A 12,945-nucleotide genomic window follows, 5' to 3' on the forward strand; every position below is an offset into this window, starting at 1 on the left:
GTAGTTTGAGTTGCTAGTTTTTAATATTTGAAAAAAAAATGACTGAAAATCTGCATGAAAATCTGATTATGGCATTTAGATATGAAGATAGTGCGATCGCAGCCTTACCGACAAGCATTTTAGCAGAAAAGCGTTCTTCTTATCAAACTCATAAGGAATTCAGCGACGTACAGGAACCTATTACTAGCGCGCCGCCGGAAGTCCGACAAATTATTGAGCGGGTATTGGAAATTGAAAAAGATAAACTGTACATGAGAGCTCCCCGCCACATTAACGATGACATTTTAAAAATCATTAAGGAAGCAATTGTATGAAGTTAATCTCAATTACTCTATGCAACTTTCGTCAATTTTACGGCAAAAGCCCCGAAATAAAACTAGCTTGGGGCAGGGAAAATATTACAGTAATTCACGGTAATAACGGCGCCGGAAAAACTGCCTTGATGAATGCCTTTACGTGGGTACTTTACGGGAGATTTAGCGCGGCTTTTGCGGCGGAAGAACAATTAGTAAACAAGCGCGCTCTGGCTGAGGCGGAAATGGGAAAAGCCGTAGGTTGTTGGGCGGAAATTGTGTTTGAACACGACAGCACACGCTACCAAGCAAGACGAATTTGTCGTGCTTATAAAAGTGAAAACACTGTAGAACATGGCAAGGCTGAATTGTTTCTGAATGTAGCCAAAGATAACGGTCTCTGGCTGAAGCCGGATCAGCATCCCGATGATATTATCGGGCGGATTTTGCCGGAAAGTTTACATAAATATTTCTTTTTTGACGGGGAGCGAATCGAGCAAATTGTCCGCTATGACAAGAAGGCAGAAATTGCGGAAGCTACTAAGGAGTTGCTGGGGGTGGAAGTGTTGAATCGATCGATTCGGCATTTAGGAGAAGCAAAAAAATCTCTAGAGACAGATTTAAATATAATTGGCAATGCTGAAACGAAGAAACTTTTAAAAGATAAGCAAAAATTTGAGCAAGAAGCTGAGCAACTTTCGAGCCGACAAGTAGAAATCGAGCGGGAATTGGCGAACCAAGGAGAGTTAAAAAAAGCAGTTAATGGTAATTTGCTGGAACTTAGCGGTGCGGCCGATTTACAAAAGTTGCGAGACGAATTGGAAATCCAGAAAAGTTTATTTAAGCAACAAATCTCCCAAGCTACAGAGGCTCTAAAACGCTCAATCTCTATGCGGGGTTATGGGGTATTTCTGTCAGAGGCAGCGGCTGAATTTGAAGTAATAGTAGGAGGTTTGCGGGAATGTGGCTCGTTGCTTTCGGGGATTCAGCGGCCTTTTTTGGAAGAGTTATTAGCGCAGCAGCGGTGTATCTGCGGTGCGGAATTAGTGGAGGGTTCGGAGTCTCACCAACAGGTTAGCGGTTGGATGGATAAGGCTAGTGTTGGCGATGTGGAAGAAACAACTATTCGGATTAGCGATCGGGTAAATGAAATTGATAAACAAGTGGCTGATTTTTGGGAGGAAATTGACCGACACCAAGGCAATATCAGTCGCGACAGAACCGAACTTTCTCGGGTGGAAAATCAGCTAGACGATATTCACAACAAGCTGCGAAATTTTCCTGACGAAGATGTCAGCCGCTTGCAAAAGCGCTTGGATGAAATTGAGGCAAAAATTGGCGATTTGCACCGGGAAACAGGCTCTAATCAGCAGCAGATTGAGAGTTTGAAGGCGTCGATCGCCAATCTGGACAAGCAAATTGATAAGCAGCAACTGAATGAGCAAAGGCAAGTATTAGCCCAGCGCCGGATTGCTGCGACTCAGGATGCGATCGAGCGCCTAACTGAAGTGCGATCGCGCTTAGAAAAACAGTTTTCTTCTCAGTTGGAAAAGCGGGTGCAAGATATTTTTAGTCAAATCTCTTTTACTCCTTACATCCCCAAGTTGAGCGATAAATACGAACTGACTCTAGTAGAAAATACGTCGGGACAAGAATCGTTGGTTGCCGCTTCTACAGGAGAAAATCAAATTCTCAGTTTATCGTTTATCGGCGGGATTATTGAGGGCGTGCGGGAGTGGAGTCAAAAGAATACTTTGATGGGCCCGGATAGCAGTACGTTTCCAATTGTGATGGATTCTCCCTTTGGCAGTTTGGACGAGATTTATCGCAAGCAAATCGCGAATAAGCTGCCGAAGTTGGCGAATCAATTGGTAGTTTTGGTAACGAAAACTCAGTGGCGCGGAGAAGTTGCTCAAGAGATGGAAAGTTCCATTGGCAGGGAATACGTGCTGGTGTACAATTCTCCGAAAGCTGATTGTGAAGAAGATGCGATCGAACTGGGCGGGACGCGCTATCCTTTAGTTAAGCGCAGTCCAAATGAATTTGAATATACGGAAATTGTAGAGGTGGATTATGGCTTCTAATTCGGCAATTACGCAGGTTTTGGAAACGGATATTTGGGTGAAGGCGACGTGGGAAGAGTTTCTGAATTTTGCTGAGGATTCAGCATGGGAAAAGGGCAAGTTTTATTACTATCAAGAACACATGAGGGTAGAAATGTCACCAGTAGGGCCGTTGCACGGGCGTCAAAATTCGATCGTTTCTTATGTAATTATTCTTTTTGCCACCTTGAGAAATATCCGAGTAGTTCAGTTTACTAATACCAGTTTTCGTAAAGCAGGTAGTGGCGACTTTCAACCTGATTTAGCTTACTACATCGGTTCAGATTTGAGAGTTCCTCCTAATGACAGCAATTCACCTGTAGATTTGGATGAATACGATCCGCCTAATTTGGTAATAGAAATTGGGGCATCTTCTTTTAACGATGATTTAGGCAGTAAGCGGTTGCTTTACGAAAATGCAGGAATTAGTGAATATTGGGTGGAACGTGCAAACACGCGGGAGGTTTTTGCGTTTGCGATTAATGGCGGAGGTAGCGGGAGAATTCAAGAGTCGCGGGTTTTACCGGGGCTGGAAATAGCGTTAGTTGAGGAAGCTTTGAATCGGAGTCAAACGCAAGATGATGGGGAGATTAATCGCTGGTTGATTCAAATTTTTAGTCAAGGTTGAAAGGAGTTTGACGTGAAAAAAGAGTATCATAAGTTGGTGCGCGATCGCATTCCTGAAATTATTCGCCAAAGCGGGAATGAATGCGAGGTGGTAATTTTGTCGGAGGCAGAATACCGTCAAGCTTTGCTGCAGAAATTGATTGAAGAAGCGGGGGAAGCGGCGGAGGCTGATGAGGAAGATTTGGTGGCGGAATTGGCGGATTTGTATGAGGTGATAGATGCGGTGATGGCGAGTTTTGGCATTTCGGGCGATCGACTTTTGGCGGAACAAATGAAGCGGCGCGAAGCAAGAGGAGGTTTTGCACAAAAAATTATGTTGTTGCGGACATTGTGAAGTGCGCCCGGTTGAAACCGGGCGCTACACAAAGGAAGTCCGCCTGCGCGGACTGTTGGATATTTGCGAGATGTATTATATTTAGAAACTAGATATTATGACAATGGCTGCTAACAAAATTAGAATTGCTAAAGATAAAGCGGAGTTAGTCAAATCATTAACTTTATCGGATAACCACACTGGCCCTTTCCAGACTTACGCCGATGTCATCGCTTTCGCCGCATCCTTGGGAAAGCAGCGGAAAAAACGATCGCCTTTGGGGGAAATTTCTAAACGAGAACCAGGGGCGATCGATGTTGATATTTTTGTATCAAGGGGCTACGATATGGCGATTAAATTAATTGCGATCGCCGAAACCAAAAATCCTCAAATTCTCTCCCATCTCGACGAACAATTGGAAGCCGAACGGTTGCAAATTTTTGAAGAATATGCTAATGGCGGACTGGAAATTTTGCGAGAAGAGTTGCGGGGTGCGGCCGATTATACTGATCGCCTGTTGTTGGTTTTGATTTCAGAAAGAGACAACCAACATCGGTCAAATGAAGAATTCGATTTAAGCAAGTTCTTATTTTAATAGGTTGCCAATGAAGCACATCTCAAAAGATATAATCCAGAGATGCTTAAAGCAAGCTGCAAAATTTCTCGCTTACAGTTACTCAGCATTTATTATCTGCTATTTCCTTCTCAAACTAATTTTTTGGGATCGACTGTGGATTATTGCCTTAATTAGCACTTTTAGCCCCTTAATTTTATTTCCAACTTTCTTGCTTCCTATCATCGGCTTGTCAATTATCAAAAAAAGATGGTTCACTATTATTTCGGCGATCGCCTGCATTATCTTAATAAGTTCGCTGCACATTAAATACTTTTCTCCCACACCAATAAACATCACAAATTCGCACCAAAGCATCAAAATTTTATCCCATAACGTCCGTTGGTATAAAACTCAGTCGCCAAGTTTAGTTAAACTGATTCAGAAGCAAAAACCCGATATTATATTTTTACAAGAAATCGTTAGTAAACATACCGAAAGAGCTTTCACCTGGTTAAAAGCAGACTACCCGTATCAAATTGGCACTCCCCCTGTAGGAATTCTCAGTAAATATCCGATTGTATCCAGCGAAATACTGCACTTAGCCGGCCATCGAGAAACGCAGCAACGGGCAATTATTAAATTTAACGAACAAGAAGTAGTAATTTACAATATGCAAGCTACCGGGCCGTGGTTTAAGAGATATAGAATCGGGCGTTTTCTCAAAATTCCAGTTTACACATATGGCAAACGAGCGCCTGAAATTCAAGACTTAGTGCAGCGAGTTGAGCGAGAAACTCTGCCAGTAATCGTCGCTGGCGATTTTAATATGACAGACGAAACTCAAGACTATGACAGGGTGCAGAAAGTCTTGCAAGATGCTTTCCGAAAATCGGGATTTGGGTTGGGTTTTACCTGGCCTCACGGTTGGGAACTTAAGTTATTGGTAAAAAGGTCGAATTGGAGATTAAATTATCCGGTTTGCCGGATTGATTATATTTGGTATTCACAGCATTGGGGTGCTAAATCGAGTTCGGTTTTGGAGGCAACAGAGTCCGATCATTTGCCTGTAGCAGCCGAACTTATTTTGTTGAAATAAAGCGGTATAATGTATATAAAGTGAGAGGTAAACTTTGGTACAGTATCGAGCGGTAGTAGTGTTTTATAGACAAAAATTGCTAAAAGTGATAATATAAATATACAACTTTCCTTGAGCTATATGTTAAAATAAGTATTAGGTTGAGTGATTTAGAAATGCCTACTGCTGCCCAGCTAGAGAGTTTATATCGCATCAGTTATCAACTGACATACACGATGCTTCAGCCTATATAGCAATCCTAAATCATTTGTAAAAATATGTAGGGGTAGTGCTACCCCTACTCCCCGTGCCTACCCCCTATCTATCGGGGCAACCACGGGGGGATTGCCCCTACAAGAATTACACGAATCATTTAGGATTGCTATACATCTGATTTGTGTTGACGATCGCACTCGTAACGTATACATATTGGCTGGGTACGATGAAGAGCTTGAGTTCCAAATTTTACCCAATGGGGAGTTTGCTGATGAGCCAAGTTAACTATAACGCTATGTCGAATACTGAATTGAAACAGTATTTTCTTAAACATCGTGGAAATCGAGCCGCTTTTCAGGCGTACTTAGACAGAATCAATCAGCATCCGCTGAGGATTATTGCAAGTCCCGGCGATCCAGATTTTGATGAGAAAGTTCAAGCCGCAATTCGCCGCAAGTTAGAAGCGACAAGAAATAGCAATAGTTAGCAATCTAATAAAATTGATAGGCACACCCATGCAAATTAACCTCACCATTACCGATCGCCTAGAACAGCAACTTCTTGAGAAAGCTAGCCAACTCAACCTGCCCATTGAAACCCTGATTTTAGAATCGCTGCGCCAACTGTTTCAAGAAGACGAAGAAGAGCTATCTAAAGAAGATATCCTCAACAGTCTTCGGATTGCGCTTCAGGAAGTAGAATACGGTAAAGTTCACCCGATCGCAGAACTTTGGGATGGTATTGATGTCTGAACTACCCACTATCGAGGTTCTGTTTGCCGATCGATTCAAGTAGCTTTACCCTCAAAAGATTCGGCGGTTGAAACCGCTTCTACACGAACGAAGTCCGCCTTCGCGGACTAAAGAATAAACGAGTTGTAAACTCGGATATAATAAAAACTTAGCTAAGCACTGGTGGCAATCCTACCTCTTGCGGCTGCACAAACCTGCCATTAAAACTAACAGCTTTATCCTCAAAAGTCCTCGCTTCCGCCACCGCTTGCCGCAAATGAGCTCGATCCATATCGTCCTGAATTCCCCCCACCAAATATACAATTAACTTCGTCGCTAAATCCTTTCCAGAAACTAGCATTCGCTTTTTGTTCGGATCGTACAAAATCCCGTACCACGCCGACTCAGGATTGTCCATGTGGCTAAATCCTTCATCGACATCGAATCTGCGGAGTTTGTCGAAAATAGATTTCAGGGAAAGTTTCTTTCTAAATACTAGAATTCCCAAAGCATTAGCTAAAGCAACTTGACCGACGGGACGGAACAAAATATTTCCCTCGCCCCCTGGCTTTTCAAAACTAAATCGGCGCAATTCGGCCGTTTCTTCGCCGCTTTCAATTCTTTGATAGCTGGGTAAAGTTGCTAAATGATCGAACAATTTTTTAAACTCTTCAATTCCCTCTTTTAGTTCTTCATCTTCGGGACGCATGGGAATTAAACCTTTTCGTTCCGGCTTCCAATGAGGGAATTTGTATTCTAAATACCGTTCGGACATATCTTGCAGCGCTTGCAATGTGGTTAACACAGTTGATTTGGCTGCGACTGTGGCGCTGTCCCAATTGACGCGGGGCTTTCTGTCATCTTGCTCTTTTAATAAGGGATGGGTGACGGCAATTTTGCGGGCGCAAATCGCAAATCCGTTGTCCTCGTTCAATAATGCTAGCTGTCCCTGACTAAGTGTTACCGCCATTAGGTTAACGTGCACAAAGATCGATCGCACGCGCCGTTGTGCTTGCTGTCGCGTTTCCCCCGCTACCGCCGCCGGAATAAACTCTATTCCGATTTTTTCGTGAGCTAATTTATACACTGTTTCGGGGTCGATTTGATACTCTTCTGCTAAATCTTCCAGAGTAATTGCAGCGCCGACAGGTTTTTTATTTTTGTTGTATCTTTGCAGGATTCCGGTTTTAATTAAACTCATTAAACCTTGAACTCCCATCAGCCGATGCTGGCCGTCTAAAGCAAAAATTAAAACTTCTTTAGAAACATTCAAAAGCCCTAAGTTCTCATTTTTATCAAAGGATGTAAATTCAGTCGCGGATTTGGTTGCTACGCCATTTTTATCCCATTCCTCGGCTAAAGGATTATCTACCCACGGGGGACTGACGACTACTAAAACTGCGGGGAATTTGTGCGATTTTCGGGCTGCTAAATATTGAGTTAGGGTGGCTTGCCGCGACCAATCTAAGGGACGCTGGATAATTTCGTCAATGGTTTCGTCGTCGCGGACGATGTTGTTGGTTTGGAGGTCGAATTTTTGGCGGAAAAGTGGCATCTGGGAGGCGAAACGGACGCGAGAGTCTAACCATTCTAGGGTGACTGAACCGATGTATGCTTCGCTGTTTCCCATCTGGGTTTTTTGTACGAAAATGCGATCGTCCTTTCCTAAATAATTATCTAATAAAAGTGCGATTTCCTGTCTGTCGCTATTTTCTTTTTCTAAAATTTTTATAGCGAGGTCATCCGCTGGGTTGGTGTTCATCGGCGGTTTTTATATAATTAGGCTATTTTTTCAAAAAATATCATATATTAAACTTTATGTCAACACTTGTTTTTAAAAAATTATTGTGAAATACTTAAACTACTAATTAAGTTCCACTTTTTGTATCATTGAATGTTTCATTTGTCAATAGCTTAGGGGCGATCGGGCTTGATGCAGATGCGTCTGGGTTTCACGCGCCACAGTCTGAGTCCGCCAGGGGTTGAAAACCCGCCACCATCCGGGCCCGACAGGGGTCTCACGCGCCACCATCGGGGCCCGCCAGGGGTTGAAACCCCTGTCTCATAGCGAAAGTCCTCTGAAGAGGACTGAATATGGATCAATTTCGAGGTTTATGTTTAGTCGGTTTTAACCGACTTTCGCTATGAGACGGGGGTTTCAACCCCCGGCGGAATATCGGGGAAGCGAGTGAATTGACGATGGCACTTGCCCCTGATTTCTTCATACTTCGCACCTGCAACCAACAAAAAAATATGTCTACTCCTTCTTTTGAATACATTTTGCCGGTAATTCGGGGCATTCAAGCGGGCCGCGAATATTACGTGTCGATGTGTCCGGTGCGTTTTTTGCCGAAATTGTTTCCCTTTGAATCTGAAGATTTGCCGCCGTCTCTGCGGGCGAAACGCGCGCTTAACAAAGCTAGGATTCCCGAAATTGCTGATTATTTTGTTAAGAATCCTACAAATTATACTTGTGGGGCAATTGCTGCTTCGATTGATGCGGATATTACTTTTGAAGCAGTGGGAAATGAGGCGGAGGAACGGAAAATTGGTCGCTTGCGAGTGCCGATGGATGCTAAGTTTACTATTAATGACGGACAGCATCGCCGCGCGGCTTTTGAGATGGCTTTGAGGGAAAATCCGCAGTTGGGATATGAGACGGTGGCGCTGATTTTGTTTCTGGATATTGGGTTGGAAAAATCGCAGCAGATGTTTGCTGATTTGAACGGTTTTCAAGTTCCTTTGGAGGCGTCACTCAGTCTACTTTACAACCACCGGGACGATCGCGCTTTTGTGGTGAAGGCTGTTGTTAAGCAGGTTGAGGTTTTCCGGTGTTTGACTGAGATGGAGAAGGGGAGTTTGAACGGGCGATCGCACAAATTGTTTACGCTGAGTGCGATCGATCGTGCTATCATGGCTTTGCTGTCTAATATTCACGGCAGCGAACAGGCAAAACCCTCTGGTTATCGCACCAAAAAAGAACAGAAAGAGGAAGAACTTGCTCAAAAAATACAACTGGCGGTTAGTTATTGGAATGCGGTTTGCAGTTTTATTCCAGATTGGCAATTAGTTCTGCACAAGCAAGTTGCGGCGGGGGAAATGCGCCGGGATTGTGTACACTGTCAGAGTGTTGTGCTTGAGAGTTTGGGGGAAGTTGGGGCGGCTTTGCTGTCGGTTTTTCCTGAGAGTTGGGAGGAACGTTTGAGCCTTTTGCAGCAGGTTGATTGGTCGATTTCTAATCCTGATTGGGAGAATGGGATTTTGTTGAAAGGGGGGATTTCTAAGTCGAGGGCGAGTGTTAGTTGGATGACTGATTATTTGAAAAAGCGGTTGGGTTTGGAAACCGCAGGTGTACCACAGGCGGGACGCCCGTGCCACACTAAAAACTAGCTGTGAGTTTAATTAAAATAGCGTCGAAACGGTTCTGCAAGAATGCCCAAAATTTGGTCTAGCTGAGTAATAAAATATTCAGTCAAATCAATTTTTAACAACTGATTTTCTAGAATTAGGAATTTCCAGTTTGTACCAGTTGAAACTGCCCCATAAATTGCGGATTGTTCTTGCCCTTTGCGGGCATTAAATATTTGAGCTGCTGCCATCTGAGCCGCACACTGTCCCAATCCTATTCTAATATCGTTGTCTTTTGCTTCCACTAATGTCAAGACTGGGGCAGTCACCAATGATTGATTGCTCGATGCGCTGAGGAGAAAGTCACAAGCCCCGGTTAATCCTTTGCTCTCTTCTACGTTAAATGTGTTGCCGGAAAAGTAGCCAATTTTGTTATTAAAAGTGCGCCGGATTTCGAGTAGAATGGGAGTGATGATTAATTCCGAGCGAGCTTTTTCCGTGCTGATACTTGAGGCTAAGTCTAAAGCTTCGTCAAGAGTTTGTTTGAGGCGTTCTGAAGGTGTGAGGGGGGTAATTGGGCTGAATAAGTGGGGAATGTCTTCAACGGTTAGATCCAGGGTTGAGACGGCTTGGTCGATGGTTTTGAAGTCGCTGTAGGACATATTTAGTTTGCGGATGGGATGGATTTGAGAACCGCAGATGCACGCGGACAGTGATATAATTATCACCTGTCTAGGCTATAAAATCACTTTTTAATCGGTTGACACTGCTTAAATTGTCTAGTTTCTGCATTATGGTTTTGCCTTGGGGCGCTTAACCCTCTGTTGACAATAGTGTAAAATTTCAGGTCGAATTGTATTTAATCCTAGCGGGAGGAGAAAATGACTACAGGAGAAAAGTCCGAAAATAAGAATTTAGCGTATTATCGACAACGTTTTGCCGCTCTTAATGTCAGTAATACACGCCAACGTGGTCAAGCTAATCATAAGCCAATATTACTATTATCAATCATCGATCTAATTGCTCAAGGAATAATTAGGGAGAATCGAATTTATGTTTCAGACGACTTAATTAAAACCTTTAATAAATATTGGGATATCTTAGGTTCTGAATCTCACAATCGTGGTTTGCACTATCCATTTTGGCATTTGGAAGGCGATGGTTTCTGGCATAAAACATTAAAGTCTGGATTTAATGGTTCAAAGCCTAAGACCACTAACAAGCTAAGAGAAGCTGTAGAATACGGTAGTTGGGATAATGAATTATTCAATTTACTTCAAGACCAAAATTCGAGATCGGAATTAATAGATACACTGATTGCGACATGGTTTTCATTAAATAGGGACGATATTGGAGATATTTTGCAAGTTAATCAAGACTTTGAGAAAGTTACTCAGACAGAAAGAGAACTATCAGACTCAGCAGGAATTGCTGACGGAGAACCAAAATTTTATTTAACAAAATCTGCTGTTAGAAATGCTTTTTTCAGGAAAGCAGTAGTACATACATATGATTACAAGTGTGCATTTTGTCGATTAAAAGTCATCAGGAATCTCACTCAAACTATTGTAGATGGTTCACATATTAAGCCGTTTTCAAAGTTTTATGATAATCAAATTAATAATGGGATATCATTGTGTAAAAATCATCATTGGGCTTTTGACCAGGGTTGGTTTGCTATAGATGATAATTACAGAATTATCGTCGCTGATGACTTAGAAGAGGAATCCCCCAATGCCAGATGTATGAAAGATTTTCATAGTGAAACTATTCTCCTGCCGGCTTCCGACCAAGATTTACCAAGACTTGAATCGCTAGAATGGCATCGGCTGAATGTATTTAGAGCTTAATTAAGTAACTGAGGTTGAAGACATGACAGAAACAATGCAAATACCGCTTTTTCCACCCCGTAGTGTTAGTGAGTTAGTGGAAGAGATCGAAAAAATAAGTAAAGAAATTAAAGAGTTATATTGCTTAGATGATATACCTTGGGTTTTAGGATATTCCGGCGGAAAAGACAGCACTAGCGTAGTGCAGCTTATCTGGTATGCGATAGCAGAATTGCCACCTGAAAAAAGAACAAAAAAAATCTATGTAATCACAACAGATACACTTGTAGAAAACCCGATAGTTTCTACTTGGGTACGTCAGTCATTAAAACAGATGAAGTCTGCTGCTATAGAGCAACAGCTACCAATAGAACCTTATATGCTTTATCCAGATGTCAAAGATACTTTCTGGGTAAACTTGATGGGAAAAGGCTACCCCGCACCGAGACATGGATTTCGCTGGTGTACTGAACGCCTGAAAATCCTTCCTTCTAATCGGTTTGTTCGTGATATGGTGAGAATCAATGGAGAAGTAATTCTTATATTGGGTACTCGCAAAGCTGAAAGTATTAAACGCGCGGTTTCAATGGAGAAACATGAAATAGGTCGCATGAGTGACCGTCTAAATAATAATTCTAGTTCCATTAAATCTCTGCTTTATCAGAGTCCTAGTCTGCCTAATTCCCTAATTTATAGTCCGATAGAAGATTGGCGAACTGATGAAGTGTGGATTTATCTGAATCAGTGGCCTAATCCTTGGGAAAATAGCAACAAAGATTTATTTACCATGTATCGAGGTGCAACAGCAGACAATGAATGTCCTTTAGTTGTCGATACTTCTACCCCTAGCTGCGGCAGTTCTCGCTTTGGGTGCTGGGTATGTACAATGGTAAGCCAAGATAAATCTATGGAGGCAATGATTCAAAATGATGAGGAAAAAGAATGGATGCAGCCTCTTCTCGATATTCGTAACGAATTAGATATAAAAGACGATCGCCCAAAAAGAGACTTCCGCCGCATTTACGGTAGAGTAGAACTGTTTGAACGCAACATGGGCGACGATACAACATCCGTCGAACCCATCCCAGGGCCCTACACCAAATTCTGGCGAGAACACTGGCTGAGACGAGTCTTGGAAGCACAAACCCAAATCCGCAAAACCGCACCCCTAGAAATGCGCGACATCACCTTAATTACCCCAGAAGAACTTAGCGAAATCCGTCGCATTTGGCTGGAAGAAAAGCACGAATTCGACGACTCTTTACCCCGGATTTACGAAGAAGTCACGGGCGAACCTTTTGAAGATTCCCGTCCCGCCGCCGAAAGAAAACTCCTCGGTAGCGATGAATGGACTGCGATCGAAGAGATTTGCAGCGAGGACAAAATGCACCTCGAATTGATGGCAAAACTCCTTGATACAGAACGCCAATACTACACCAAGCCCCGCCGTACAGGCATTTACGCCGATTTGGACAAATGCTTTGAAACCAGTTCGCGATCGAAGGAAGAAGCGATTGGCAACGCCCACTATCAACGCAATTTAAAAAAAGCGGTGGAAGATATTAAAGCAAATCCGACGGAAAACATTCGGCAATTCAAAGATGCGATCGCCCAAACCAACAGTTCCGCCAAAAACGATACCGTTGATATTGCCAAACTTAAAGAAGAACTCGAAAGCAATAGCAATCAAAGCAGACAGCTATCTTGGGCGGATATTAAATTTTCACCGCCCAATTCAGGAGAGGAAAATAGCAAAGATTAGGTCAATAATGTCGATCGGGCGATCGGGCTTTGGGGCGATCGGGCTTTGGGGCGATCGGGCTTTGGGGCGATCGGGCTTTGGGGCGATCGGGCT

The 12,945-nt window shown here is 43.0% G+C and carries 14 protein-coding genes; 12 read left to right on the top strand and 2 right to left on the bottom strand.

The genetic code is table 11. From position 1 onward, the window contains the following. The first annotated feature begins 38 nt into the window (after positions 1-38). From QUA00_RS20030 to QUA00_RS20065, 9 genes are all read left to right on the top strand, one after another. Complete coding sequence (locus tag QUA00_RS20030; RefSeq protein WP_333144040.1) at positions 39-314, top strand: hypothetical protein; 276 nt, start codon at positions 39-41, stop codon at positions 312-314. Continuing rightward, the gene (locus tag QUA00_RS20035) at positions 311-2,377 is read left to right on the top strand and encodes an AAA family ATPase (protein ID WP_333410899.1); all 2,067 of its coding nucleotides are present in this window, start codon (positions 311-313) and stop codon (positions 2,375-2,377) included. Before QUA00_RS20030 ends, QUA00_RS20035 begins: the two co-directional genes overlap by 4 nt. Further along, the gene (locus QUA00_RS20040; protein WP_333410900.1) at positions 2,367-3,023 is read left to right on the top strand and encodes a Uma2 family endonuclease; all 657 of its coding nucleotides are present in this window, start codon (positions 2,367-2,369) and stop codon (positions 3,021-3,023) included. The genes QUA00_RS20035 and QUA00_RS20040 overlap by 11 nt, the downstream gene beginning before the upstream one ends. Positions 3,024-3,035: 12 nt before the next feature. Then, positions 3,036-3,356: a nucleoside triphosphate pyrophosphohydrolase gene (locus QUA00_RS20045; RefSeq protein ID WP_333410901.1), complete on the top strand. Its 321-nt coding sequence runs from the start codon at positions 3,036-3,038 to the stop codon at positions 3,354-3,356. A gap of 103 nt (positions 3,357-3,459) precedes the next feature. Then, positions 3,460-3,930 (top strand): DNA phosphorothioation-associated protein 4, encoded by a 471-nt coding sequence (locus QUA00_RS20050; protein WP_333105229.1) that lies wholly within the window; start codon positions 3,460-3,462, stop codon positions 3,928-3,930. A 10-nt stretch (positions 3,931-3,940) separates the two neighbouring features. Then, a complete protein-coding gene (locus tag QUA00_RS20055; protein WP_333410902.1) occupies positions 3,941-4,987 on the top strand; it encodes an endonuclease/exonuclease/phosphatase family protein in 1,047 nt (348 codons plus the stop codon). A gap of 324 nt (positions 4,988-5,311) precedes the next feature. After that, complete coding sequence (locus QUA00_RS36890) at positions 5,312-5,467, top strand: DUF6888 family protein (protein ID WP_445252063.1); 156 nt, start codon at positions 5,312-5,314, stop codon at positions 5,465-5,467. Beyond that, positions 5,454-5,669 carry a DUF6887 family protein gene (locus tag QUA00_RS20060; protein WP_445305754.1) on the top strand — a complete coding sequence of 72 codons (216 nt, stop codon included), beginning with the start codon at positions 5,454-5,456 and terminating at the stop codon, positions 5,667-5,669. The genes QUA00_RS36890 and QUA00_RS20060 overlap by 14 nt, the downstream gene beginning before the upstream one ends. 28 nt (positions 5,670-5,697) lie before the next feature. Beyond that, positions 5,698-5,934 (top strand): hypothetical protein, encoded by a 237-nt coding sequence (locus tag QUA00_RS20065; RefSeq protein ID WP_333410904.1) that lies wholly within the window; start codon positions 5,698-5,700, stop codon positions 5,932-5,934. A gap of 148 nt (positions 5,935-6,082) precedes the next feature. On the opposite strand, the gene QUA00_RS20070 is transcribed toward QUA00_RS20065, so the two are convergent. Further along, complete coding sequence (locus QUA00_RS20070) at positions 6,083-7,675, bottom strand: DGQHR domain-containing protein (protein ID WP_333410905.1); 1,593 nt, start codon at positions 7,673-7,675, stop codon at positions 6,083-6,085. Positions 7,676-8,166: 491 nt separating this feature from the next. Between QUA00_RS20070 and dndB the strand changes: the two genes are divergently transcribed. Beyond that, positions 8,167-9,303 (top strand): DNA sulfur modification protein DndB, encoded by a 1,137-nt coding sequence (gene dndB / locus QUA00_RS20075; protein WP_333410906.1) that lies wholly within the window; start codon positions 8,167-8,169, stop codon positions 9,301-9,303. 8 nt (positions 9,304-9,311) lie between these two features. On the opposite strand, the gene QUA00_RS20080 is transcribed toward dndB, so the two are convergent. Further along, positions 9,312-9,989: a hypothetical protein gene (locus tag QUA00_RS20080; RefSeq protein ID WP_333144049.1), complete on the bottom strand. Its 678-nt coding sequence runs from the start codon at positions 9,987-9,989 to the stop codon at positions 9,312-9,314. 153 nt (positions 9,990-10,142) lie between these two features. Here QUA00_RS20080 and QUA00_RS20085 point away from each other — a divergent pair, with 153 nt between their 5' ends. Both QUA00_RS20085 and dndC read left to right on the top strand, forming a co-directional pair. After that, positions 10,143-11,111, top strand: coding sequence for an HNH endonuclease (locus tag QUA00_RS20085; RefSeq protein ID WP_333144050.1), 969 nt, complete (start codon positions 10,143-10,145; stop codon positions 11,109-11,111). A 22-nt stretch (positions 11,112-11,133) separates the two neighbouring features. Further along, positions 11,134-12,852 (top strand): DNA phosphorothioation system sulfurtransferase DndC, encoded by a 1,719-nt coding sequence (gene dndC, locus QUA00_RS20090; RefSeq protein ID WP_333410907.1) that lies wholly within the window; start codon positions 11,134-11,136, stop codon positions 12,850-12,852. Positions 12,853-12,945: the final 93 nt, after the last annotated feature.

The sequence above is a fragment of the Microcoleus sp. T2B6 genome (assembly GCF_036700475.1).
In the GTDB taxonomy this organism is placed as follows: domain Bacteria; phylum Cyanobacteriota; class Cyanobacteriia; order Cyanobacteriales; family Microcoleaceae; genus Microcoleus.

What these genes read in the sequence shown, in the direction of transcription:
- QUA00_RS20065 (WP_333410904.1), top strand. Translation starts at nt 5,698, where the DNA reads ATGCAAATTAACCTCACCATTACCGATCGCCTAGAACAGCAACTTCTT.
- QUA00_RS20055 (WP_333410902.1), top strand. Translation starts at nt 3,941, where the DNA reads ATGAAGCACATCTCAAAAGATATAATCCAGAGATGCTTAAAGCAAGCT.
- QUA00_RS20050 (WP_333105229.1), top strand. Translation starts at nt 3,460, where the DNA reads ATGGCTGCTAACAAAATTAGAATTGCTAAAGATAAAGCGGAGTTAGTC.
- dndB (WP_333410906.1), top strand. Translation starts at nt 8,167, where the DNA reads ATGTCTACTCCTTCTTTTGAATACATTTTGCCGGTAATTCGGGGCATT.
- QUA00_RS20070 (WP_333410905.1), bottom strand. Translation starts at nt 7,675, where the DNA reads ATGAACACCAACCCAGCGGATGACCTCGCTATAAAAATTTTAGAAAAA.
- QUA00_RS20035 (WP_333410899.1), top strand. Translation starts at nt 311, where the DNA reads ATGAAGTTAATCTCAATTACTCTATGCAACTTTCGTCAATTTTACGGC.
- QUA00_RS20060 (WP_445305754.1), top strand. Translation starts at nt 5,454, where the DNA reads ATGAGCCAAGTTAACTATAACGCTATGTCGAATACTGAATTGAAACAG.
- dndC (WP_333410907.1), top strand. Translation starts at nt 11,134, where the DNA reads ATGACAGAAACAATGCAAATACCGCTTTTTCCACCCCGTAGTGTTAGT.
- QUA00_RS20085 (WP_333144050.1), top strand. Translation starts at nt 10,143, where the DNA reads ATGACTACAGGAGAAAAGTCCGAAAATAAGAATTTAGCGTATTATCGA.
- QUA00_RS20040 (WP_333410900.1), top strand. Translation starts at nt 2,367, where the DNA reads ATGGCTTCTAATTCGGCAATTACGCAGGTTTTGGAAACGGATATTTGG.
- QUA00_RS20030 (WP_333144040.1), top strand. Translation starts at nt 39, where the DNA reads ATGACTGAAAATCTGCATGAAAATCTGATTATGGCATTTAGATATGAA.